The organism is Stenotrophomonas maltophilia group sp. Smal13 (assembly GCF_030236855.1).
In the GTDB taxonomy this organism is placed as follows: domain Bacteria; phylum Pseudomonadota; class Gammaproteobacteria; order Xanthomonadales; family Xanthomonadaceae; genus Stenotrophomonas; species Stenotrophomonas maltophilia_A.
Window position 1 is genome coordinate 14,106 of record NZ_JASJSQ010000030.1, and the last position, 23,363, is coordinate 37,468.

17 protein-coding genes are annotated in these 23,363 nt (G+C 66.1%); 3 read left to right on the plus strand and 14 right to left on the minus strand.

The features are described 5' to 3' along the window. Nucleotides 1–78 precede the first annotated feature (78 nt). Genes QRO95_RS12020 through QRO95_RS12030 form a run of 3 tightly spaced genes read right to left on the minus strand, consistent with a single transcriptional unit; the run spans nucleotide 79 to nucleotide 5,192 of the window. Nucleotides 79–3,252 (minus strand): multidrug efflux RND transporter permease subunit, encoded by a 3,174-nt coding sequence (locus QRO95_RS12020; RefSeq protein WP_107433071.1) that lies wholly within the window; start codon nucleotides 3,250–3,252, stop codon nucleotides 79–81. Between the two features lie 15 nt (nucleotides 3,253–3,267). After that, complete coding sequence (locus QRO95_RS12025) at nucleotides 3,268–4,536, minus strand: efflux RND transporter periplasmic adaptor subunit (RefSeq protein WP_049422071.1); 1,269 nt, start codon at nucleotides 4,534–4,536, stop codon at nucleotides 3,268–3,270. Beyond that, nucleotides 4,536–5,192 (minus strand): TetR/AcrR family transcriptional regulator, encoded by a 657-nt coding sequence (locus QRO95_RS12030; RefSeq protein ID WP_032127669.1) that lies wholly within the window; start codon nucleotides 5,190–5,192, stop codon nucleotides 4,536–4,538. The genes QRO95_RS12025 and QRO95_RS12030 overlap by 1 nt, the downstream gene beginning before the upstream one ends. Before the next feature lie 250 nt (nucleotides 5,193–5,442). Here QRO95_RS12030 and QRO95_RS12035 point away from each other — a divergent pair, with 250 nt between their 5' ends. Further along, nucleotides 5,443–10,419 carry an NAD-glutamate dehydrogenase domain-containing protein gene (locus tag QRO95_RS12035; RefSeq protein ID WP_285302646.1) on the plus strand — a complete coding sequence of 1,659 codons (4,977 nt, stop codon included), beginning with the start codon at nucleotides 5,443–5,445 and terminating at the stop codon, nucleotides 10,417–10,419. A 147-nt stretch (nucleotides 10,420–10,566) separates the two neighbouring features. On the opposite strand, the gene QRO95_RS12040 is transcribed toward QRO95_RS12035, so the two are convergent. Beyond that, on the minus strand, nucleotides 10,567–12,369 hold the full coding sequence (locus QRO95_RS12040) for a hypothetical protein (RefSeq protein WP_285302647.1): 1,803 nt from the start codon (nucleotides 12,367–12,369) through the stop codon (nucleotides 10,567–10,569). A 284-nt stretch (nucleotides 12,370–12,653) separates the two neighbouring features. On the opposite strand from QRO95_RS12040, the gene QRO95_RS12045 reads away from it, so the two are divergent. Together QRO95_RS12045 and QRO95_RS12050 are read left to right on the plus strand one after the other, a co-directional pair. Then, entirely contained in the window at nucleotides 12,654–13,427 is a 774-nt protein-coding gene (locus tag QRO95_RS12045; RefSeq protein WP_006376667.1) for an NAD kinase, read from the plus strand. A gap of 47 nt (nucleotides 13,428–13,474) precedes the next feature. Next, a complete protein-coding gene (locus tag QRO95_RS12050) occupies nucleotides 13,475–14,419 on the plus strand; it encodes a 5'-nucleotidase (protein WP_005417414.1) in 945 nt (314 codons plus the stop codon). A 129-nt stretch (nucleotides 14,420–14,548) separates the two neighbouring features. Here QRO95_RS12050 and QRO95_RS12055 read toward each other — a convergent pair whose 3' ends face one another. The 10 genes from QRO95_RS12055 to QRO95_RS12100 form a co-directional block, all read right to left on the minus strand. Beyond that, a complete protein-coding gene (locus QRO95_RS12055) occupies nucleotides 14,549–15,100 on the minus strand; it encodes a DUF2939 domain-containing protein (protein ID WP_071227460.1) in 552 nt (183 codons plus the stop codon). Nucleotides 15,101–15,142: 42 nt separating this feature from the next. Next, entirely contained in the window at nucleotides 15,143–16,123 is a 981-nt protein-coding gene (locus QRO95_RS12060; RefSeq protein ID WP_285302648.1) for an aldo/keto reductase, read from the minus strand. Beyond that, nucleotides 16,123–16,809, minus strand: coding sequence for a DUF2461 domain-containing protein (locus tag QRO95_RS12065; protein ID WP_032127674.1), 687 nt, complete (start codon nucleotides 16,807–16,809; stop codon nucleotides 16,123–16,125). The genes QRO95_RS12060 and QRO95_RS12065 overlap by 1 nt, the downstream gene beginning before the upstream one ends. Continuing rightward, a complete protein-coding gene (sbcB, locus tag QRO95_RS12070) occupies nucleotides 16,806–18,245 on the minus strand; it encodes an exodeoxyribonuclease I (RefSeq protein ID WP_197615073.1) in 1,440 nt (479 codons plus the stop codon). The genes QRO95_RS12065 and sbcB overlap by 4 nt, the downstream gene beginning before the upstream one ends. Beyond that, on the minus strand, nucleotides 18,245–19,612 hold the full coding sequence (locus QRO95_RS12075) for an NAD(P)/FAD-dependent oxidoreductase (RefSeq protein WP_032127676.1): 1,368 nt from the start codon (nucleotides 19,610–19,612) through the stop codon (nucleotides 18,245–18,247). Before QRO95_RS12075 ends, sbcB begins: the two co-directional genes overlap by 1 nt. 31 nt (nucleotides 19,613–19,643) lie before the next feature. Further along, a complete protein-coding gene (gene kynU / locus QRO95_RS12080) occupies nucleotides 19,644–20,918 on the minus strand; it encodes a kynureninase (RefSeq protein WP_285302649.1) in 1,275 nt (424 codons plus the stop codon). Between the two features lie 204 nt (nucleotides 20,919–21,122). Continuing rightward, a complete protein-coding gene (locus QRO95_RS12085; RefSeq protein ID WP_182266388.1) occupies nucleotides 21,123–21,644 on the minus strand; it encodes a 3-hydroxyanthranilate 3,4-dioxygenase in 522 nt (173 codons plus the stop codon). Between the two features lie 19 nt (nucleotides 21,645–21,663). After that, entirely contained in the window at nucleotides 21,664–22,326 is a 663-nt protein-coding gene (gene can, locus QRO95_RS12090) for a carbonate dehydratase (protein WP_014037740.1), read from the minus strand. A gap of 72 nt (nucleotides 22,327–22,398) precedes the next feature. Beyond that, nucleotides 22,399–23,037, minus strand: a complete 639-nt coding sequence (locus tag QRO95_RS12095; protein ID WP_049400205.1) for an FMN-binding negative transcriptional regulator — start codon at nucleotides 23,035–23,037, stop codon at nucleotides 22,399–22,401. A gap of 7 nt (nucleotides 23,038–23,044) precedes the next feature. After that, nucleotides 23,045–23,359, minus strand: coding sequence for a hypothetical protein (locus QRO95_RS12100; RefSeq protein ID WP_006453002.1), 315 nt, complete (start codon nucleotides 23,357–23,359; stop codon nucleotides 23,045–23,047). Nucleotides 23,360–23,363: the final 4 nt, after the last annotated feature.

Here is a 23,363-nt window from a genome sequence, read left to right on the forward strand (position 1 = left end):
GGCGACTACCGGCTTCATGGCACGAATGAAAAAGCCCCGGATCGCTCCGGGGCCTTTTCGTTTCAACTCACCGCCGGATCAACGATCCGGGCGGTGCGCGGCTTCCGCGTCGCGCTGGCGCTCCATGAATTCCTTGGAGGACTCATCCAGCTTGTCACCCAGCATGCGGCGCACGACCACGAAGAACACCGGGATCATCAGCAGGCCGAGCAGGGTGGCGAACAGCATGCCGCCGATCACGCCGGTACCGATGGCGTGGCGGGAATTGGCGCCGGCGCCGGTGGAGATCGCCATCGGGATCACGCCCATGATGAACGCGAACGAGGTCATCAGGATCGGTCGGAAACGCAGGCGTGCCGCCTCGATGGTGGCATCGCGCAGGGTCTTGCCTGCTGCGCGCTGCTCCACCGCGAACTCGACGATCAGGATCGCGTTCTTGGCGGCCAGGCCGATCACGGTGATCAGGCCGATCTTGAAGAACAGATCGTTCGGCAGGCCACGCAGCATCGACAGGCCGAGGGCGCCAAGCACGCCCAGCGGCACCACCAACAGAACTGCCACCGGGATCGACCAGCTTTCATACAACGCGGCCAGGCACAGGAACACCACCACGATCGACAGCACCAGCAGCAGCGTCGCCGCGTTGCCGGCCAGGATTTCCTGGTAGGACATGCCCGACCAGTCGTAGCCGAAGCCAGCCGGCAGATCGTCGTTGACGATGCCTTCCATGGTCTGCATCGCCTCACCCGAGCTGGTGCCCGGTGCCTGCGAGCCGACGATGTTGATCGCCGAGTAGCCGTTGTAGCGGCTCAGCGACGGCGGTGCCGACACCCATTCGGACTTGACCACCGTATTGAGCGGGATCATCGAACTGGTGCCATCGGCGTTCTTGGTCAGGCTGGAGGGGCTGTAGAAGCTCTTCAGCGATTCCTGGCCGGTGCGGTACGGACCATCGGCCTGCATGGTCACGCGCTTGATGCGGCCTTCGTAGAAGAAGTCGTTCACGTACACCGGGGCCAGCATCAGCTGGATGGTGCTGTACACGTCCGACACCGACATGCCCATCGACTGCGCCTGCACGCGGTCGACATGCAGCTGCAGCTGCGGGGCGTTTTCCAGGCCGTTCGGGCGTACGCCCACCAGATGGTCGGGCTTCTGCGCAGCCTGGCCAAGCAGGATGTTGCGCGCCTGGGTCAGCTGCTCGTAGCCGGCACCGCTGCGGTCCTGCAGCCACATGTCGAAGCCGCCGAACTGGCCGAGGCCCTGCACGGTGGGCAGGTTGACCACGAAGATCTGCGCTTCCTTGATGCCGTAGAACGCGCCGTTCATGTTCTGGATGAACTCGGGCGCGGTGAACTTGCGTTCCTCCCATGGCTTCAGGCGGATGAAGCCCATGCCCACGTTCTCGCCGGAACCGACGAAGCTGAAACCGGCCACCTGCAGCATGCCTTCATAGCCATCCTGCTTTTCCAGGATGCCACGCATCTGCGCGAACACTTCGTTGGTCTGGCCCTTGGTCGAGCCCGGCGGCAACTGCACGATCGCCAGCGCATAGCCCTGGTCTTCTTCCGGCAGGAAGCTGCCCGGCATGCGGGTGAACAGGAAGCCGCACAGTGCGGTCAGCACCACGAACAGGATCATCCAGCGCGGTGCATGGCGCACCGCCGAAGTGATGTGCCCCACATAGGTATGGCTGATCTTGTCGTAGTACTTGTTGAAGGTGCGGTAGATGATGTTCGGGTTGTCGTTGTGCGTCGGCTTGAGGAAGGTCGCGCACAGCGCCGGGGTGAAGCCCAGAGCCAGGAACGCCGAGAACGCCATCGAGATGGCGATGGTCAGCGCGAACTGCTTGTAGATCTCACCGGCGGCGCCGCCCTGCAGGGCGGACGGGATGAACACCGCGGCCAGTACGACGGTGATCGCCACCACCGCGCCGGTGATCTGGGTCATCGCCTTCTGCGTGGCCGGCTTCGGCGCCAGGCCTTCCTCGGTCATGATGCGTTCGACGTTCTCGATCACCACGATCGCGTCATCGACCACGATGCCGATCGCCAGCACCATCGCGAACAGGGTCAGCTGGTTGATCGTGAAGCCGATCATCCACATGCCCAGGAAGGTGCCGAGCAGGGCCACCGGGATGACCAGGGTCGGGATCAGCGTGGCGCGGAAGTTCTGCAGGAAGATCAGCATCACCAGGAACACCAGGAACACTGCTTCAAACAGTGTCTTGACCACTTCCTGGATGGAGATCTTGACGAAGGTGGTGCTGTCGTACGGCGAGAACCAGGTCACCCCGGACGGGAAGCTGGGCTGCAGCTCGTCCATCTTGGCGCGCACCGCATCGGCCACGTTCAGGGCGTTGGCGCCCGGCAGCAGCTGGATGGCGAAGGCACCGGTCGGCTTGCCGTTGTACTGGGTGTCGAAACCGTAGTTGTTGGCACCGAAGGCAACGCGGGCGATGTCCTTCATCAGCACCCGCGAACCGTCCGGATTTGCCCGCAGGATGATGTTCTCGAACTCCTGCGGCGAACTGAAGCGGCCTTCAGCCGAGACCGTGGCGGTGAAGTGCTGGCCTTCCGGCGACGGGTCCGAACCCAGCGCACCGGCGGCGAACTGCACGTTCTGCGCGCGCACCGCCGCCAGCACCTGGCTGGCCGACAGGCCATAACCCTGCATCTTCTCCGGGTTGAGCCAGATGTTCATGGCGTACTCGGAACCGAACTGCTGGGTGCTGCCGACGCCGGGAATACGCGAGACCTGGTCGAGCACGCGCGAGCCGACGATGTCGTTCAGGGCGTCACGGTTGATGGCCGGCGTATCGGACTGCAGCGCGATCACCATCAGGAAGCCAGCGTTGGCCTTGGCCACCACCACGCCCTGCTGGGTCACTTCCGAAGGCAGGCGTGGCGTGGCCAGCGAGACCTTGTTCTGCACCTGCACCTGGGCGATGTCCGGATCGGTACCGGTCTCGAAGGTCAGGGTGATCTGCGCACGGCCGTTGGAGGCGGACGATGAGCTGAAGTACAGCAGGTGATCGATACCGGTCAGCTGCTGCTCGATCACCTGGGTGACCGACTTCTCCGTGGTGTCCGCACTGGCACCCGGGTAGGTCGCCGAGACGGTGACCTGCGGCGGGGCGATGTTGGGATAGGACTCCACACCCAGGTTGAGGATCGCGATCACGCCGCTGAGCGAGATCAGGATCGCAACCACCCAGGCGAAGACTGGATGTTCGATGAAAAATTTAGGCATGACGGAAGGTTCCCGTTACTGCTTGTTCGAATCGGTGGCGGCCGGCTTGGCCGCATCGGCCTGCTCGGGCTTGGCCGCGTCGGCCGGTGCCTTGCCTGCGGCCGGTGCTGCGCCCGCCGGAGCGGCGCCGCCTGCGGCAGGCTTGCCGTTGGCGTCCTGCCCCGGGGTCCACGGCTTGGCCACCGCCGGCGCACCTTCCTTGACCTTCTGCACGCCGGCCACGATCACCTTGTCACCGGCGGCCAGGCCGTCGCTGACCAGCCAGTTGCCGTTCTGCGCGCCATCGGTCTTCACGTTCTTGCGCACCACCTTGCCGTCGGCACCGACCACCATCACGTAGCCGCCGGTGGTGTCGCGCAGCAGCGCCTGCTGCGGCACCAGGTAGGCGTTGTTGCGCTCGCCGAGGTTGGCCTGGAAGCTGACGAAGGCGCCGGGCAGCAGGATCTGCTGCGGGTTCGGCAGCAGCGCACGCAGCGACACCGCGCCGGTGGCCGGGTCGACCGTGGTCGAGGAGAAGTCCAGCGTGCCCGGTTCGCTGTAGGTACTGCCGTCTGCCAGCTTGACGTTGACCGTAGCCTTGCCGTCACCAGACAGCGCCAGCGCACCCTTGGCCTGCTGCGCGCGCAGCTGGGTCAACTCGTCCACGCTCAGCGAGAAGTTGACGTACAGCGGGTCGAGCTGGTCGACGGTGGTCAGCAGGGTCACATCGCCCTGGCCGACCAGCGCGCCTTCGGTGACCTGCTGCTTGTTGGCCACACCGCTGATCGGCGCGGTCACTTCGGTATAGCCCAGGCTGATGCGCGAAGAGGTCACCGCCGCTTCGGCCTGCTTGACCGCGGCCAGCGCGGTGCGCTCGGCCGATTCGGCGTTGTCCAGGTCGGACTTGGAGACGAACTGCTGCGGCGCCAGCGAACGCGCGCGGTCCGCGGCCACCTTGGCATTGGCGTAGGTGGCGCGGGCCGAGGCCAGCTGGGCCTCGGAGGCATTGAGCGAAGCACGCAGCGGCGCCGGGTCGATCAGGAACAGGGGCTGGCCCTGCTTGACCTGCGAGCCTTCCTGGTAGACGCGCTTGAGCAGTACGCCCGGCACGCGCGCACGCACGTCGGCGCTGCGGAACGGCGACAGGCGGCCGACCAGCTCACGCTGCAGCGGCAGGGTCTGCGGCTTGGCGTCGATCACGCCCACCTCCGGCGGCGGGGGCGTCTGCTGTTCCGGCTTCTTGCAGGCAGCCAGCGCGACAGCAACGGCGCACGTCAAGGCAAGGGTGCGGAGTGGGGCGGTCATCAGGAGGAACTCCGGGGTTGGTTTGAAGACGGGGCCGCCGACGGCTGAGGCGCGAACGCGCGCAGGAAGCTGTCGACGGAGAACTCTGCCCAGCGCCGACGCAGCTGCGCGTCATCACGATGGGGGGTATGGAAACGCTGTTTGTCGAAATCCTGACCGGCGATCATGCTCAGCAGCAGTTCGGCCATGAAGTGCGGGTCGTCATGCCGGAGCTGGCCACGCATGCAAACGGTTTCAATCCATTCAGCAAGATGAAGCGTCAGCGCGCCGGCGCCATGCCGGTACAGCGTACGCGCCTCTTCGGGAAACTGGGCCGCGTCGGCGGCGATCAGCCGACAGGCCTGCCCTACGTGCGGTTGGTTGAAATGCTCCAGGAAGTCGGTGGCGAACTGGAGCAGGCTGGCACGCAGGTCGTCAGTGCGGAGTGCACGAACCATGGCTCCGGTAGCGTGGCCGACATGGCGCTGCATCACCCGGCGCAGCAGTTCCTGCTTGTTGCCGTAGCGCGAGTACAGGGTCTGCTTGGAGCAGCCGGCATGCTGAGCCACCGCGTCCATGCTCATCTGCATGCCCTGCTGGGCCAACAGCTCGCGCACGGCATCGAACACGCGCTCATCGCGTGCGTCGAGGGCAACGGGGAGGTAGGCCGGGTTCACGCGGTGGACTATACCGTCCAGTTCAGGATTGTGGAATCGAATCGGCGTCGCCGCATGTGTCTTCCGGTAACACGCTTTGCCGATCCTGTCGGCAGTGCTGAAGCGGGCGCCCGCACCATACCGGTGCGAACTGAATAGGCGTCTAAACCGCAGCAAACCCGAATCTGGTTATTCCGTCCTGCAGCAAGGCCTTTTCGTGCGGTAGGGCTACAATTTCATTTTCCCAACTGAGCAAGCGCATCGCTCTGCCATGAAACCGCAAAAAACCGCAGCCAAGACCGTGAAAAACAAGACCAAACCAGCAGAGTCGGAGGTCGCAGTGACCGCTGGTTTCTCCCTGGAGCCGGTGTACACGGCATTGCGCAAGCGTTACCCCGCGGCCGCACAGGCCGAAGCGGTGGCCTTCGCCACTGACTTCTACAAGCGCATGGAGTCGGACGAGTTCCCGCACCACAGCGCTGAAGAGTGGGCCGCTCTCGCGGCTGAGACGCTGGAATTCGCCCGTGCCCGCAAGGCCGGCAAGGCCAACGTCCGCGTGTTCAATCCGACCGCGAAGGCCAACGGTTGGGAATCGCCGCACACCGTGCTGCAGATCGTCAACGACGACATGCCGTTCCTGGTCGACACCGTCACCATGTCGCTGGCCGAACAGGGCGTGGGCGTCCACGTGCTGGGCCACCCGGTGCTGCGCTTCACCCGCGACAAGGCCGGCAAGCTGGTCAAGGTCGGCGAGGGTGATGCCGAGTCGGTGATGCTGCTGGAGATCGACCGCCAGCCGGCCGAAGCCATGGCGGCCATCGAGCAGGCCATCAGCAAGGCGCTGGACGAAGTGCGTGCGATCGTGCGCGACTGGCAGCCGATGAAGGACAAGGCACTGGCGCTGGCCGACGACCTGGGCAGCCGCCAGCTGCCGGTCGACGACGCGTCGCGCAAGGAAGCACAGGAATTCCTGCGCTGGGCCGCCGACAACCACTTCACCTTCTTCGGCTACCGCGAGTACCGCGTCGAGAAGCAGGGCAAGGAAGAGGTGCTGGCGCCGCTGAACGACACCGGCCTGGGCCTGATGCGCGGCAAGGACAAGTCCGCCGCCCGTCCGGTCAAGACCCTGGCCGCGCAGGGCCTGAACGCCACGTCCGGGCTGAAGGACGCGCTGATCCTGACCAAGACCAATGCCCGTTCGCGCGTGCACCGCGCCGGCTACATGGACTACATCGGCGTGCTGGAATTCGACGCCAAGGGCAAGATCATCGGCGAGCAGCGCTTCCTCGGCCTGTTCACCTCCAGCGCCTACAACCGTCGCCCGTGGGAAATCCCGCTGGTGCGCCAGCGCCACGAGCACGTGATGAAGCAGTCGGGCCTGGCCTCGGCCAGCCACAGCGGCAAGGCCCTGCGCCACATCCTGGAAACCCTGCCGCGCGAAGAACTGTTCCAGTCCAGCGAGGACGAACTGTTCCGCACTGCCATGGGCGTGCTGGGCCTGCAGGAGCGCGTGCGCAGCCGCCTGTTCCTGCGCCGTGACAAGTACAGCCGTTTCATCTCCGCGCTGGTCTACCTGCCGCGTGAGCGCTTCAACACCGACGTGCGCCTGCGCATCGAAGCGATGCTGAAGGAAGCGCTGCACGGCGAGTACGTCGACAGCTCGGTGGTGCTGGGCGAATCGCCGCTGGCCCAGGTGCACCTGATCGTGCGCCCGAAGCCGGGCGAAATGCTGGACGTCGATACCGCCGAACTGGAGCAGAAGCTGGCCCAGGTGCTGCGCAACTGGCAGGACGACCTGCGCGAAGCGCTGGTGACCCGCCATGGCGAAACCGAAGGCCTGCGCATCGCTGCCCGTATCGGCAAGGCACTGCCGGCCGGCTACATTGAAGACAACAGCACCGCCGTTGCCGCCAACGATGTCAGCCAGCTCGATGCCCTGACCGGCCCGGACGACCTGCGCCTGAGCCTGCAGGCCGTGCCGCGCGAAAGCGGCGATGGCCTGCGCCTGAAGCTGTATCGCCAGCTGGACGACATTCCGCTGTCGGACGCGCTGCCGATGATGGAAAACATGGGCCTGCGCGTGATCGCCGAGCGTCCGTACCGCCTGTCGGTCGACAACGCGCCGGTGTACGTGCAGGACTTCGAGGTCGAGTCGACCGCCGGCGCGATCGATGCCGCCAGCGTCGATGAAGCCTTCGGCGAGACCTTCGCCCGCGTCTGGCACGGCGATGCCGAGAACGACGGCTTCAACCGCCTGGTGCTGGCCGCTGGCCTGCACTGGCGCCAGGTCGCCATGCTGCGTGGCTACTGCAAGTACCTGCTGCAGACCGGCGTGCCGTTCTCGCAGGCCTACGTGGAAGGCACCTTCGCGCGCTACCCGCTGCTGGCCCGCCTGCTGGTCGAGCTGTTCGAAGCCCGCTTCGATCCGGCTACCGGCCATGAGAGCAAGGACGATATCGCCGCCGGCCAGGCCCAGCTGAAGGCCCACTTCGATGTGCTGGCTGCTGGCGACGACGCCACCCTGAAGGTGCTCAAGACCGTGGTCGACGCCCGCAAGGGTGACCGCGACGCGCAGATGCAGGCCGCGCGCGATGCGCTGCTGAAGCTGATGGACCGCGTGTCCAGCCTGGACGAGGACCGCATCCTGCGCTCGTTCATGGGCGTGATCGACGCGACCCTGCGTACCAGCTACTACCAGACCGATGCCAACGGCCAGCACGGCCATGTCATCAGCTTCAAGTTCGATTCGGCGCTGGTGCCGGACCTGCCGAAGCCGCGCCCGTACCGCGAAATCTTCGTCTACGGCCCGCGCGTGGAAGGTACCCACCTGCGCTTCGGCGCGGTCGCCCGTGGTGGCCTGCGCTGGTCGGACCGTCGCGAAGACTTCCGTACCGAAGTGCTGGGCCTGGTCAAGGCGCAGATGGTCAAGAACACCGTCATCGTGCCGGTTGGCGCGAAGGGCGGCTTCTTCGCCAAGACCCCGCCGGTGAACGGCGACCGCGACGCGATCTTCGCCAACGGCGTGGCCTGCTACAAGCTGTTCATCCAGGGCCTGCTGGACATCACCGACAACATCGTCAACAACAAGATCGTGCCGCCGGTGGATGTCGTGCGCCACGACATGGACGATCCGTACCTGGTGGTGGCTGCCGACAAGGGCACCGCGACCTTCTCCGACATTGCCAACGGCCTGGCCATCGCGCACGGCTTCTGGATGGGCGATGCCTTCGCCTCCGGTGGTTCGGTCGGTTACGACCACAAGGGCATGGGCATCACCGCACGCGGTGCGTGGGAGTCGGTCAAGCGTCACTTCCGTGCGCTGGGCCGTGACAGCCAGAGCCAGGACTTCACCGCGGTCGGCGTCGGCGACATGTCCGGCGACGTGTTCGGCAACGGCATGCTGCTGTCGCGCCACATCCGCCTGGTCGCTGCGTTCGATCACCGCCACATCTTCCTGGACCCGAACCCGGATGCAGCCACCACGTTCGTCGAACGTGAGCGCCTGTTCACCGTGCCGCGTTCGAGCTGGGCGGACTACGATGCCAAGCTGATCAGCAAGGGCGGCGGCGTGTACCCGCGCAGCCTGAAGTCGATCGAGATCACCCCTCAGGTGCGTGAAGTGCTGGGCCTGGACGAGAACGTCAAGGCGCTGTCGCCGAACGACCTGATGAGCGCGATCCTGAAGGCACCGGTCGACCTGCTGTGGAACGGCGGCATTGGTACCTACGTCAAGGCCGCCAGCGAGCAGCACAGCGATGTCGGCGACCGCGCCAACAACGCGCTGCGCGTGAACGGTGGCGAGCTGCGCTGCAAGGTGGTGGGCGAGGGCGGCAACCTGGGCATGACCCAGCTGGGCCGCATCGAAGCCGCCCAGGCCGGCGTGCTGCTCAACACCGACTTCATCGACAACTCGGCCGGTGTCGACACCTCCGACCATGAAGTCAACATCAAGATCCTGCTCAACGATGTGGTGCGGGCCAAGAAGCTGACCGTCGAGCAGCGCAACAAGCTGCTGGCCTCGATGACCGATGAAGTCGCCGAGCTGGTTCTCAACGACAACTACCGCCAGAACCAGGCGCTGAGCCTGATGGAGCGGATGGCGGTCAAGCGCCTGGGTTCCAAGCAGCACTTCATCCGTACGCTTGAACAGCAGGGCCTGCTCGATCGCCAGATCGAATTCCTGCCGTCCGATGCCGAGCTGTCGCAGCGCAAGGCACGCGGCCAGGGCCTGACCCGTCCGGAGCTGTCGGTGCTGCTGTCCTACTCCAAGCTGGTGGCGTTCGCCCAGCTGCTGGATTCGGACATCCCGGAAGATCCGTACCTGTCCAAGGAGCTGCAGCGCTACTTCCCGACCCCGCTGCAGAAGAAGTACGCCGACGCGATGGAGCGTCACCGCCTGAAGCGCGAAATCATCGCCACGGCCGTGACCAACCAGACCATCAACCGCATGGGCGCCACCTTCCTGATGCGCATGCAGGAAGACACCGGCCGTTCCATCGCCGAGGTCGCCAAGGCCTACACCATCAGCCGTGAAACGCTGGATGCGCGCGCGCTGTGGGCACAGATCGATGCCCTCGACGGCAAGGTGCCGGAGTCGGTGCAGATCGATGCACTGGAAGTGATCTGGAAGCTGCAGCGCTCGTTCGTGCGCTGGCTGCTGTCGCGCCCGGGCGCGATGCCGGGCATCACCGAAGCGGTCAACCGCTACCAGGGTCCGTTCAACGACATCCGCGTTGCTTCGGGTGTGCTGCCGGATTCGCAGCGTCCGACCTACGAAGCCCTGGTGGCCGAGTGGAAGGAAAAGGGCCTGCCGTCCGCGCTGGCGCAGCAGCTGGCCGAACTGCACTTCCTGGAGCCGGCGTTCGACATCATCGAACTGGCCCGCACCCGCAAGCTGAAGCCGGTGGACGTGTCCAAGGTTCACTTCCGCCTGGGCGACGCCCTGCAGCTGCCGTGGCTGTTCGAGCAGGTCGACGCGCTGGAGGTCAATGGCCGTTGGCACGCCGTGGCACGTGGCGTGCTGCGTGACGAGCTGGCCGCCAACCACCGCAACCTGGCGGGCCAGGTGCTGGGCACCAAGGGCAGCAGTGCTGAAGCGAAGGTGGCGGCCTGGATGGGTCGCGACGACAACAGCCTGCGCTTCACCCTGGCGATGCTGGCCGAACTGGCCGAGCAGAAGACCCTGGACTACCCGACCGTCTCGGTCGCGGTACAGCGCCTGGGCCAGCTGGCTGCACATGGTGCGTAAGTGATGTACCGCCGGGTTATGCCCGGCGTGTGTTGAACAGAACGGCCCCGCGAAAGCGGGGCCGTCTTGTTTTGCGGCGCATGCCTGGGACGGGTAGTGCCGGCCAGCGGCCGGCACTACCGCTTGGATCAGTGCCGGGTATTGGAGTTACGGCCTGAGGCTGTCGCTGTATCGGGCAACGTCTGCGGCGACACCATTCATGTACAGCACCTCGTCGCGCTGCCCGTGGTTGATGGCACGGCTGCCGTCTTCCAGGATGCGGGTGCTGGTTGGATACATGGGCAGTGCGTTGCCCGAGCCGATGACCGGTACCGGTTGCTTGGCGTTGATCTTCATGCCCAGGGCCTTGCCAACTTCCTCGCGCAGGACGTCGGTTGAGCACAGCACATTGGTCGCGATCACGAAGCGCATGGCCTCTGCAGAATGATGGGAGCCACTGCAGCCGTCGGCGAAACCACCGTAGTACAGGCCATCTGAGCGGAGCAGGCCGACCACGTACTCGAAGTCGGGCTGCTGTGCCAGCCATTCCGGAATGGCCTGGGTGGGCATTCCGGCAGGTACCCTGTAATTCATTGCGACTGCTTCACGCAGGCGGAACGTTGCGCCGGAGTTCTGCAAGGCCTCGTTGGTCTTCCTGAGGTTCTCGCGCATCAATACAAGGATGTCTTCGTCCGGCCGGCCTGGACCCGGAGGGCCCACCAGAGTGACGTCGATGGTGTCGGTTTCGCGGACCCAGTCGAGCCGGCCGTTGACCCTCGTCAAGCGGAAAGACGCCTGCTCGCGGCGCTTGAGAGTGTCGACCCTGTTGCCCGTGACCTTGATGCTTGCATTGGGGTCGGTGTTTACCACTTCGATACGCGCATGCTCCGTCATCCAGGCTGAAACGTGGGGCAAGCTCACGTTCCTGCCCTTGCTCGTAATCCAGGTGAGCATCGTCTGGGCCTTGTCGAGGCGCCCACCCGGCAGCGTATCAGCATCGAAGTGCTGGATCGGATAGCGCAGCGGGTGCCATTGGCCGCTGCCCACGCCGCCATCATCGATATAGACCAGCTCCATCGACTGGCCAGGCGCAAGCATCCAGTAGGTGGTGGCGTGATCGAAGATGTTCCGGGCGATCAGTGCAATGGAACGATCGAGCGCCGGATGCACGGAGACGGTGCGACGATCCCGATCGCTGGCCACGTCAGGGAGACGCAGTGACCTGTGCGAATCTTCCGGTGTAACCTCAACTACCGTTCGGGGCGCATCGGGCTTGTCCATATGCCTGGCGATGCTGACCGGAACAAGGGTCGCGTAATCAAGCTTCCATTTGCGATGGTTCGGGTCGAACACGAAGTGATGCACATCACCGGTCCCCAGCTTCATCTGCGCATCGGGGAACAGCGTGTTGTTGCCCATTATCCGGGTAGGCCACGTCGCATGGTTGGTGACGGTAATCGTGTCATAGGGAAGATTGGGCTGGCTGGGCAACCCGATCTCGCCGGCCCACTGGCCGTCGTACAGCGAGACTTTGGTGATGAATTTGCGGCCCATGGCGGGCACCCACCAGCGCTCGGTATTGTGAGGAATCAACTCCCGTACGTCGCCGATGACTTCCCATCCCTGTTCGCGCTTGTCCAGGTCCACCCATTTCGAGGCAGGGATGATCATGCGGTTGGCATCCGGTGGCAGATGCGAGAACTTTCCGATGAGTTCGAAGTTCTGGTCTTTGCCAGCGGCGTTGGAGATCAAGAAGGACATTTCCCCTGGCTGGGACTGATGTGAAGGCAGCCGTGCCCGCTCCATCCAGTCCTTGGCGCTTACTGTGAAATCCACATGGGAGTACCTGTCAGGTAGTTGCTCCTGGTAGTTGATCCTGCTGGGTGTCAGGTGGGCGCTACCGGACTGCGCGAGGCTGTTGCCTGCTGGCAGCAACGCCGCCAGGGCGATTGCGAGGTGGTGGATTCTCATGGGCTCTCTCTTGGATAGACGGCCGATCCGCGACGTGCCCTGCGGGCCTGCGCCAACGCTGGGTGTGCCAGGCGAACCTGATCGGCACATCAATGGTCATGAGAGTGGTATGAGAAGCCTATCGGACGATATCGAGATGTCGTTGCTGTCGCCGGGAAGGGCTCGATCCTGCTGCACCGCTGAAACCTTCATTGAGTTGGATGAGGGTGCCCCATCCGGCCTGCGGTTGCGCTGTCCGGGGGGCGAGGTATGCTTTGCCCAGCCCTTCCGGATCTGCCGCGCTGATGAGCGACACCCCCCGCATCGCTTTCCTGGCCAGCACCACCGAGCCCGCGCAGATGGCCCGCGCCGCGATGGTCTCGCGCTATGGCGATCATGCGCCGGAGCAGGCCGACGTGCTGTGTCCGCTGGGGGGCGACGGCTTCATGCTGCAGACCCTGCATCGGCATGGTCACCTGGGCAAGCCGGTGTTCGGCATGAAGCTGGGCACCGTTGGTTTCCTGATGAACCAGTACCGTGGCGACGACGACGTGCAGGCGCGCATTGCCCGTGCCGAACCGGCCAACCTGCGCCCGCTGGAAATGGTGGCGCTGACCGAGTCGGGCACCAGTACCGGTTCGCTGGCCTACAACGATGTGTCGCTGCTGCGCCAGACCCGGCAGGCGGCGCATATCGGCATCGACCTCAACGGCCAGGAACGTGTGGCCGAACTGATCGGAGACGGCGTGCTGGTGGCCACCCCGGCAGGCAGTACCGCCTACAACTATTCCGCGCACGGACCGGTGCTGCCGCTGGGCTCGCATACCATCGCGCTGACGCCGCTGGCCCCTTACCGGCCGCGACGCTGGCGCGGGGCGATCCTCAAGGCCGACACCGAGGTGCGTTTCCGCGTGCTTGATCCGTACAAGCGCCCGGTCAGCGTTACAGCGGATTCGCACGAGACCCGCGACGTGGTCGAGGTGACCATCCGCGAGTCGAAGGACCGCCGCGTGACCCTGCTGTTCGACCCGGAGCACAACCTGGAAGACCGGATCCTGAGCGAACAGTTCGTTTTTTGACGACAATAGGCGGCCGGCCCCGCCGACCGCTTGAAGGACCCCCACCGATGGGCGACAACTCCCCCCGTTTGCTGACCGTCGCGGTGACCTCGCGCGCCCTGTTCGACCTCGAGGAAAGCCATGCGCTGTTCGAGAGCGATGGCGTGGCGGCCTATGCCGAATTCCAGCGCCAGCACGAGGACGATATCCTCGGGCCCGGCGTGGCCTTCCCGGTGGTGCGCAAGTTGCTGGCGCTGAATCAGGGCGCCAGCCCGGAGAACCCGCGGGTCGAGGTGATCCTGCTGTCGCGCAATTCGGCCGATACCGGCCTGCGCATCTTCAATTCGATCCAGCACTACGGCCTGGGCATCATCCGCGCAACGTTCACCGCCGGCGAGCCGACCTGGCCGTACGTGAAGCCATTCGGCACCGACCTGTTCCTGTCGGCCAACCCCGAATCGGTGCGCAGCGCGCTGCGCCATGGCATCGCGGCGGCGACCATCCTGCCCAAGCCGCCGGGCGAGACCGCCGCTGCGGCGGCCGACCAGATCGATACCGGTCGCCCGGCCGGCCAGCTGCGCATCGCCTTTGACGGTGACGCGGTGATCTTCGGCGACGAGAGTGAGCGCATTTCGCGCGAGCAGGGCGTGGAAGCCTTTGGCCGCCACGAACGCGAGCGCGCCCGAGAGCCGCTCAGCGGCGGGCCGTTCCGTGGCTTCCTGTCGGCGCTGCACACGCTGCAGGAAGTGTTCCCGGCCGGAGACAGTGCACCGATCCGCACCGCGCTGGTGACCGCGCGTTCGGCACCTGCGCACGAACGGGTGATCCGCACCCTGCGCGAGTGGGGCGTGCGCCTGGACGAGGCCCTGTTCCTCGGCGGCCGCCACAAGGGCCCGTTCCTGCAGGCGTTCGGTGCCGACATCTTCTTCGATGATTCGCAGCACAACATTGACAGTGCCCGCGAGCATGTGGCCGCCGGCCACGTGCCGCATGGCGTTGCCAACGAAGGATAGGGTCTGGTAGTTGCCAACCTTGGTTGGCGCCGTCCTGGATCCATGCCCACCAAGGTGGGCATCTACCAGAGCGCTGTACCCCGGTAGTCGCCAACCTTGGTTGGCATTACCGTCAGGCCACGGGTCCCGTCAAGGGCTGCCGGACATCCCCAGCTGCAGGTCCACCACTTTCCAGCGCAGGCCCTGCGGTTCCAGCACCACCTTCATCGGCGGCTGGCCGGGGCCGCGATCGACATCGATCACGAAGCGGTCCAGCGCTTCGAAATGATGTTCGGCATGCTTCAGCGGACGTGCGGGTTCGGTCGCGCCGAAGGCATCGCCGCCCTGCAGTTCATTGCGGCCGCGCTTCCACAGCACGTGGCCCTGCAGCATCGCGCCGATCCCGGTCGGGGTCACCATGGTGTCCACCGCGGCACCACCAAGCTGGTCGCCCAGCCCGTACAGCAGGGCACCGAACGGGCTGGCCGCCACATCCGGGCCGGCCTGGCGCACCAGATAGTCATTGAGCTGCGCGCGCAGGCTGCTGCGCACGCGCGGGAAATCGACGTAACGCTCCAGGCGCGCGGTGTCGCGTTGCTCAATGGCCTTGGACAGGCCATTGACGGTCATGTACGGGCCGCCGAACCACCAGGCGGCCAAGGCCAGGACCAGCAGCCCAACGAGTGCGGTGAGTTTCTTCATGCCGCCCAGACTGCCGCAACCGCAGCAGCATGGGGTGAAGACTCAATGACTGGGAGATCCGCGGCCATCACCGAAGGCGTCCACCAGCTGCTGGCGTTCGGCTGCGGTCAGTGCCTCAAGCCGCGTCGCCAGTACTTCGTCCAGGCTGGCGGTGCGGGTGGTACCCAGGATGCCACTGGCTACGCCGGGATGGCCCAGGGCGTAGGCAAACGCGGTCTGGGCGGGGCGCTGGCTGCGGATGGCGGCCAGCGCCTTCCGCATGTTGCGTGCGCTGCGCATCAGTGTGCGGCTGCTCGGTTTGAGCCAGGCCCTGGCCAGGTACCAGGCATCCGCCGGTCGTGGCAGGCGCGGGCGTGGTGGCAGCAGATGGCCCTGCGCCAGCACGGTGCCGGCCAGTACGCCGATGCCCACCGCGTGCAACTGGTCGATGAGGGGTTCACGGTCCTGCTGCAGGGCGTTGTAATCGAGCAGCACCACGTCGAACAGCGTGGGATGGTCGATCATCCAGCGCAGGGTCGATGCCGTGTGCGTATTGATGCCGGTGTGCCGGATCAGCCCGCGTTCGCGCAGGCGTTGCAGCGCGGCCAGCAGGTCATCGTTGATGTCGTGCTGGCTGGCACCGTGCAGCTGGTAGATATCCAGGTAATCCAGGCCGAGGTTGCGCAGCGAGGCCTCGCAGCTGGCAGTGATGGCTGCCGGCGAGAAATCGCGTTGCTCGGCGCCGCTGACGCCGGCCTGGCCGGTCAGTGTGCCGCCCTTGCTGGAAATCACCAGCGACTCGCGCGGGTATCGCTTCAGCAACGGGCGCAGGATGCGGCCCAGTCGCGGCTCGGCGTGGAAACCGGAATAGTTGTGGCCGGTGTCCAACAGGTTCACGCCCTGTGCCAGTGCATGCTCGACCACGTGCGCGGCCGACTGTTCAGGGAAGCGGCGATGCCCCCAGAAGCCGGAGCAGCCCAGGCCCACCGGCGAAATCGGCAGGCCGGTGCGGCCCAGCGTGCGGCGTTGCTGTGCCAACGGCATCAGAATTCCAGGTCCAGCGCCGCGCACAGGTAGTCGACGAACGGGCCGAGCGCGGCCAGGTCCTTGCCCAGCGTGGACAGCAGGCGTGGGCCGGTCATGGTGGCGTCGTCCAGCGAGCGCCACATCACCCAGTTGCGGTGCTTGAGGTCGTCGATGAATTCGAAGTCGGCCGGGAAGCCGCGCGGCGGACGCACCAGCTTCTCGCTCTCTTCGAAGTCGAAGCGCTTGCGCAGGGCCGGTGCATGCGCTGCGGCCTTCCAGCTGCCCGGGTTGTCGAGGATGAAGTGGCGCACGCGGCGCTGGGTCTCCGGTTCCGGATGCCACAGGCCGGCACCGACGAAGCTCTCGCCCGGCTGCAGGTGCACGTAGAACGAGGGCGCGGCCACCTCGCGGCGGCGCTCATGGAACAGGCGTGCACCCTGCCAGGTCTTGTACGGGGATTTGTCGTTGGAGAAGCGCGCGTCGCGATGGATGCGGAACAGCGAGCCGCCGACGCCGCGGGTATCGGCGCGGAAGTGGTCGCTGACCTCGGCCAGCGCCGGCTGCAGGTCACCCAGCAGGCGCAGGAATGGCTGCCGCACGTGGTCTTCATACTGCTGGCGGTGGTCGTTGAACCACGCCTTGTCGTTATGCCGCGCCAGGCTGCGCAGGAACTTGAAGCTGGCGTCCGAGAAATAGGTACTCACAAGGTCTCCTGCAGGTGCTGGCCCCAGTCGCGCAGCGATTGCAGCAGGGCCTGGCGCCGTGCATCGTCGGGCGCTTCAGCGGCCAGTGCATCGAGCTGCTGCTGGTACTGGGGCAGGTTGAGTTCGCCCAGCCCGCCGTCTCCGAGCAGGCGCTGGCGGCGGTAATCCTGCCAGCGCTGGCGTTCAGCCGGCGCGAGGCTGTCGGGATGATTGCGCGCGCGGTAGCGGAACAGCAGCTCCGGCAGGCGCGGGTCGCGGAAGCGGCCTTCCAGCGCGGCCAGCTGCTCCGGCGCGGTGGTGCGTGCCAGCGCAAGCAGCGGCTTGTCGCCATTGCCGAGGAAGCCGTCGTAGAGCGAGGCATCGACATCGGCCACGGTGGCGGCGCGGGGCTGGTTGTAGACCTGCCGGGCCTTCTCGGCCAGCTGCGGGGCGAACGCGCGCAGGCGTTCCACTTTGGCCTCGATCGCGGCCACGTCCAGGCCAAGGCGCGCGTGGTCATCGGCGCGCAGGTGGTTCCAGGCGATCAGCGCGGGCACCTTGTTCAGGTGCACTTCCTTCAGCGGCACCCGCGCCACGCCTTCGGGCAGCTCGCTGGCGCGCATGTACAGGCGCTGTGCGATCACCTCGGCCGGCAGTTCCAGCAGATCGTCGATCTCGCCTTCCAGGTCGAACACGATCACCCGGTTGTTGACGGTCGGGTGCGCGGCCAGCGGCAGCACCGGGGCCGCGCACAGGCGACTGGCCGGGTAGCGCATGGAAATGTGCAGTACCGGCTTCATCGCGGCCACGTCCAGCAGGCTGCCGACGAAGCGTTTGTCGCGCAGCTTCAGCGCGTACTCCCAAAGCCGTGGCTGCGACTGCTTGAACAGGCGTGCCATGCCGATGGTGGCGCGTACGTCGGACAGCGCTTCGTGCGCATCGCCTTCGCGCACGTTGTTGGCCTCGGCCAGGTGCTCGAGCTTGAACGAGGTGGCGCCATCCTCGCGCAGCGGCCACTGGATGCCGTCCGGGCGCATCGCGCGCATCAGCCGCAGCATGTCCAGCAGGTCCCAGCGCGAATTGCCGTTGCGCCACTCGCGTTCGTACGGGTCGTGGAAGTTGCGGAACAGGCCGTAGCGGACGAACTCATCGTCGAAGCGCAGCGTGTTGTAGCCCAGCGCACAGGTGCCGGGGCGCGACAGCTGCTCGTTGATGCGATCGAAGGCCTCGGCTTCGCTGATGCCCTCGGCCAGTGCCTGCTGCGGGGTGATGCCGGTGACCAGGGTGGCCATCGGCGAGGGCAGCAGGTCATCGGCCGGGCGCACGAAGAAACTGACCGGCGTGTCGATTTCGTTGAGATCGGCGTCGGTACGGATCGCGGCGTACTGCGAGATGCGCGTGCGCCGCGGGTCCTGGCCGAAGGTTTCCAGGTCGTAGAACAGGAAGCTGTCAGCCATCAGTGCGCGCCCTCCAGGACCGGTAGCTGGGCGTGGATCTGTGCTTCCAGTGCGGTCCAGTCGATGTTGTCCAGTGAATCGTGACCGGCGGTGGCGGCCACCAGCATGTCGCGCTGCAGTTCGGTGCGGCGCAGCGCCTCGGCGTACGGCGTGTGCAGGAAAGTGACCATCGTGTAGTGCGGTACGAAGCGGGTCGGCCAGCGCCGCTGCAGTTCCTGTTCCAGCTCGCGCTGCAGCAGGAAGGCGGGATCGGCCACGCGGTCGCGCATCTCCAGGTAGTTCTCCAGCGCCATCTGCTGGATTGCGCGCGCATTTGGCTTGCGCTCGGCTTCGAACGCGGCGAACGCGCCTTCCAGATCATCGGCCTCCATCAGGTGACGGGCCAGCGCAACGCAGTCCTCGAACGCGCAGTTCATACCCTGGCCATGGAACGGCACCATCGCATGCGCGGCGTCGCCGATCAGCACGGCGCGGCCCTGCTGGTGCCAGCGTTCCAGAGTGAGCGTGCCAAGCAGGCCCGGCGGATGCTGCTCCCAGTCCGCGCGCAGGTTCGGGATCAACGGCAGGGTGTCGGCGAACTCGCGCGCGAACAGCGCCTCGGCCTGTGCGCCGGTGTTGACCGTGGCGAAGCTGGGGTCGCCCTGGTTGGGCAGGAACAGCGTGACAGTGAAGGTGCCTTCATGGTTGGGCAGGGCGATGCACATGTAGTGGCCGCGCGGCCAGATGTGCAGTGCATTGCGCTCGATGCGGAAGCTCCCATCGGCAGCCGGCGGGATCTCCAGCTCCTTGTAGGAGTGGTCGAGGAAGGCGATGTCCTCACCCAGCGGCGCGCGCCGGTTCATCGCCGCACGCAGTGCCGAACCGGCACCGTCGGCACCGATCAGGGTGTCGAAACGGATGTCGTGCGGGCTGTCGTCACGGTCATCGATGAAGCGTGCGTAACCCGCATCGAAATCGACGGTGTGCAGGCGGCGATGGAAGTGCACGGTGGCGCCGGCCTGTTCGGCCAGCTCCAGCAGCGTGGTGTTCAGGTCGCTGCGGTGGATCGACCAGATCACTTCGCTGTCGTCGCGGCCATAGCGCTGCAGCTGCGGTTCGCCCTCGCGCGGGTGCACCATGCGCCCGCGCATCATCACCGCGCGCGCCATCACCTCGTCTTCCACGCCCGCCTGACGCAGTGCGTTGCGCCCACGCTCGGCCAACGCCAGGTTGATCGAGCGGCCGCTCTCGTAGTCGGCCACGCGTGGATCGCCGCGGCGTTCGTACAAGGTGATGCGCCAGCCCTGGCGTGACAGCAGGATGGCCAGCAGGGACCCGGCAAGGCCGGCACCGATAATGCTCAACGAGCGGGAAGCGTGTGCGATCAACGAACTGTCCAGCAGTAGGGGAGGGGCCGGCTTAGAGGCCGGCCCAGGCTTCCACTTCCTCGACGAAGTGGTGCACGTCCAGGTAGCGGTTGTAGAGCGGCGTGGGCGAGATGCGGATCACGTCGGGCTCGCGCCAGTCGCCGAGCACACCGATACCGCGCAGATGCTCGAACAGCGCACGGCCGCGCTCGCGGCCACCGATCACACGCAATGACAGCTGGCAGCCACGGCGCTGCGGCTCGGCCGGGGTGATGATGTCGAGCACGCCGGACAGGCGTGCGCGCACCAGTGCTTCGAGCATGCCGGTCAGTGTCAGCGACTTGCTGCGCAGCGCCTCCATGCCGGCGCGCTCGAACAGGTCCAGCGAGGCGCGCAGCGGCGCCAGGCCGAGGATTGGCGGATTGCTCAGCTGCCAGCCTTCGGCACCGATGGCCGGCGTGAACTGCGGCGCCATCTGGAAGCGGGTGGATTCCTCATGGCCCCACCAGCCGGCAAAGCGCGGCAGGCTGGTGTCGCGGTGATGGCGCTCGTGGACGAAGGCGCCGGCAACCGCGCCCGGGCCGCTGTTGAGGTACTTGTAGTGGCACCACACGGCGAAATCAGGGGCCACGTCATGCAGGCGCAGCGGCAGGTTGCCGACCGAGTGTGCCAGGTCGAAGCCGATACGCGCGCCCTGCAGGCGTGCGGCGCGGGTGATCGCATCGAGGTCGAAGGCCTGGCCGGTGCGGTACTGCACGCCAGGCCACAGCACCAGCGCCAGGCGTGAACCGTGCTCGGCGATGGCATGCTCGATCGCGGTCAGTGAAATCGTGCCGTTGGCCTCGTCCGGCTGCACTTCCACCAGGCACTCGGCCGGGTCGAAGCCATGGAAGCGGATCTGTGCTTCCACCGCGTGGCGATCGGTCGGGAATGCGCCGGCTTCCATCAGGATCACCGGGCGCTCGGCCGTGGGCCGGTAGAAGCTGACCATCATCAGGTGCAGGTTCACGCTCAGCGTGTTCATTGCAACCACCTCGCTGGGCAGCGCACCGACCACGCGGGCCAGCTGCGCGCTCACCAGGCGGTGGTAGGACAGCCACTGCGTCGGGCCGGTGAAGTGGCCTTCCACCGCCAGCTCACCCCACTGCTTCATCACTTCCTGCACGGCCGCCTGCGCGCCACGCGGCTGCAGGCCCAGCGAGTTGCCGACGAAGTAGGTCTGCTCGCCGCCGCCATGGCGCGGAATCAGGAATTCATTGCGCAGCGGGCGCAGCGGATCGGCGGCGTCCAGGGCAATGGCGTGGGTGCGGCTGAGCAGGTCGGACATGGTCGGGCAACAGGCTGCAACGGGACCGCCAGTGTAGCGCCTGGGCCAGGGCCCGGTAGCGGCCAACCCAACGCCGGTGCCGCATGGCCCGGTTGTCGCCAACCTTGGTTGGCGCACGTACAAGCAAGCGCCCACCAAGGTGGGCAACTACCAGAGCGGGGGCGAGCATGCGCCCACCGAGGTGGGGAACTACCGTTCGATGGCTCAGCCTGCCGCTGGCACCGGCAGCGGGTCCACGTGCCCGCACTGGCTGCAGGTACGCAGTTCCAGGCTGGCGTGATAGCGCGCGAACACTTTGGGCAGGTCGGTCTCGATGTTCTGCAGCGGGAAATACTCTTCGTGCAGCTTGTGGTTGCAGCGCTCGCAGTGCCAGATCACGCCGTCCATCTCGTGCGGCAGGCGCTTGCGCTCGACCACCAGACCGATACCACCGGGCGGGCGCCGCGGCGAGTGCGGAACCTTTGCCGGCAGCAGGAAGATCTCGCCGGCGCGGATCGGAATGTCGCGCACCGCGCCGTCTTCCTGCACCTTCAGCACCATCTCGCCTTCGAGCTGGTAGAACCACTCCGGGCCTTCGTCGTAGTGGAAGTCGGTACGCGAGTTCGGTCCGCCCACCACCATCACGATGAAGTCGCCGTTGTCGATCATCTTGTTGCCCACCGGCGGCTTCAGCAGGTGGCGGTTTTCTTCGATCCAGGCGTGCAGGTTGATCGGCGAAGCGAGCATGGTGGTCATCCGTAAGGGATCAGTCGCGCTTGCCCTTGCGCGGGACGTAGGACAGGGCCTTTTCATAGGCGGGCTGCAGCTCTTCCTGCGAACCGACGTCGATGCCCATCTCGCGCACGCGTCCGTCCTTCAGGCTGTAGACCCAGCCGTGCACCATCAGCTTCTGGCCGCGGGCCCAGGCGTCCTGCACGATGGTCGAGCGGCACAGGTTGGCCACCTGCTCGATCACGTTCAGTTCGCACAGGCGTGCGTGCTTGAGCTCGTCGGTCTCGATCGCATCGAGGATGCCGGTGTGCTTCTGCATCACGTCGCCAACGTGGCGCAGCCAGTTGTCGGCCAGGCCGACGCGGGTGTTGTGCAGGCAGGCATGCACGCCGCCGCAGCCGTAGTGGCCGACGATCAGGATGTGCTTCACCTTCAGCTGGTCCACCGCGTACTGCACCACGCTCAGGCAGTTCAGGTCGGTGTGGGCGACTACGTTGGCCACATTGCGGTGCACGAATACTTCGCCCGGCGCCATGCCGATGATCTGGTTGGCCGGAACGCGCGAGTCGGAACAGCCGATCCACAGGTATTCCGGGTGCTGCTGCTTGGCGAGCTGGTGGAAGAACTCGGGGTCTTCCTTCTCGATCCGGTCGGCCCAGTCGCGGTTGTTCTGCAGCAGTTTGTGGATGTCTTTCATGTATGGGTCCCTGGCGTCGGGTGGGGGCTCGCCGCAGCCGTCCGGCTGCGTCGTCGCGGGAATCTGGGGCGTTCAGTCGCTGCGGGCGGCCTGTTCGCGGTGCCAGCGCATCCACTGCGCCAACTCGGTGGAAGCGGGGGTGCCCAACTGTTCCAGTTCGGCGATCACCGCGCGCTGGTTGGCATCGGGATGGTTCTGGCTCAGCTTGAGCTTCAGCTGCACCTGTTCGACCTGGAAGCGGAAGCCGACGATGGCGCGCAGCTCCGGGCCATGTTCGGCACGCGTGGCATCGAACTGCCAGGCCTGGCCGACACTCGCTTCGAAGCGGTCGCTGATCGCGCCGACCAGTTCGGCCAGCGCCTCGGTATCGTCGAAGGTCTGCAGCTGGCCACGCAGCTCGGCGGCGGCGTAGTTCCAGGTGGGTACCCGCGCAGCGGGTTCCTTGTCCGGATACCAGCTGGCCGAGACGTAGCCATGCGGACCATCGATCAGTACCTTGGCCGCGCCGCGGTGGCGCGACTGCGGGTTGGCGCGCGCCCAGTGGCCGCGCAGTTCGATCTGGTCGCCGTCACGCCGGTACAGCACCGGCATCCGGGTCAGCTCCGGCAGGCCATCGCTGCCGGGCGTGAGCACGGTAACGAACGGGTCGCGCGCCAGCAGGCGGTCCAGCCAGAGCAGATCGGTCTCGGCGAAGGCGCGCGGGGTGAACATGCAGAGGTCAGGCGCGCCCGCCCAGCGACTGGATCATGCGGCCGCGCAGGCCCTCATCGCTGTCGGCCTGCGGCGGCTGCACTTCGTGCAGGCTGAAGCCGCGCACCAGCGCGTCTTCCTCGTCCAGACCGTCGTACTCGACGAATTCGGCGTCGAACAGCTGCGAACGCGCGGTGTCTTCGCTGTCATAGCTCAGCGTGTTGCCATCGCTGTCGAGCACTTCGGCGGTGCCGGCCGGGCGCACGCGCAGACGCGCCCAGATCAGGGTGTTGCCGAGGCTGGCCAGCCACCAGCTGTCGCGCGAGGCGGTGATGTCATTCATGGAT

What these genes read in the sequence shown, in the direction of transcription:
- QRO95_RS12020 (WP_107433071.1), bottom strand. Translation starts at nt 3,252, where the DNA reads ATGCCTAAATTTTTCATCGAACATCCAGTCTTCGCCTGGGTGGTTGCG.
- QRO95_RS12025 (WP_049422071.1), bottom strand. Translation starts at nt 4,536, where the DNA reads ATGACCGCCCCACTCCGCACCCTTGCCTTGACGTGCGCCGTTGCTGTC.
- QRO95_RS12035 (WP_285302646.1), top strand. Translation starts at nt 5,443, where the DNA reads ATGAAACCGCAAAAAACCGCAGCCAAGACCGTGAAAAACAAGACCAAA.
- QRO95_RS12040 (WP_285302647.1), bottom strand. Translation starts at nt 12,369, where the DNA reads ATGAGAATCCACCACCTCGCAATCGCCCTGGCGGCGTTGCTGCCAGCA.
- QRO95_RS12045 (WP_006376667.1), top strand. Translation starts at nt 12,654, where the DNA reads ATGAGCGACACCCCCCGCATCGCTTTCCTGGCCAGCACCACCGAGCCC.
- QRO95_RS12050 (WP_005417414.1), top strand. Translation starts at nt 13,475, where the DNA reads ATGGGCGACAACTCCCCCCGTTTGCTGACCGTCGCGGTGACCTCGCGC.
- QRO95_RS12055 (WP_071227460.1), bottom strand. Translation starts at nt 15,100, where the DNA reads ATGAAGAAACTCACCGCACTCGTTGGGCTGCTGGTCCTGGCCTTGGCC.
- QRO95_RS12060 (WP_285302648.1), bottom strand. Translation starts at nt 16,123, where the DNA reads ATGCCGTTGGCACAGCAACGCCGCACGCTGGGCCGCACCGGCCTGCCG.
- sbcB (WP_197615073.1), bottom strand. Translation starts at nt 18,245, where the DNA reads ATGGCTGACAGCTTCCTGTTCTACGACCTGGAAACCTTCGGCCAGGAC.
- kynU (WP_285302649.1), bottom strand. Translation starts at nt 20,918, where the DNA reads ATGTCCGACCTGCTCAGCCGCACCCACGCCATTGCCCTGGACGCCGCC.
- QRO95_RS12085 (WP_182266388.1), bottom strand. Translation starts at nt 21,644, where the DNA reads ATGCTCGCTTCGCCGATCAACCTGCACGCCTGGATCGAAGAAAACCGC.
- can (WP_014037740.1), bottom strand. Translation starts at nt 22,326, where the DNA reads ATGAAAGACATCCACAAACTGCTGCAGAACAACCGCGACTGGGCCGAC.
- QRO95_RS12095 (WP_049400205.1), bottom strand. Translation starts at nt 23,037, where the DNA reads ATGTTCACCCCGCGCGCCTTCGCCGAGACCGATCTGCTCTGGCTGGAC.
- QRO95_RS12100 (WP_006453002.1), bottom strand. Translation starts at nt 23,359, where the DNA reads ATGAATGACATCACCGCCTCGCGCGACAGCTGGTGGCTGGCCAGCCTC.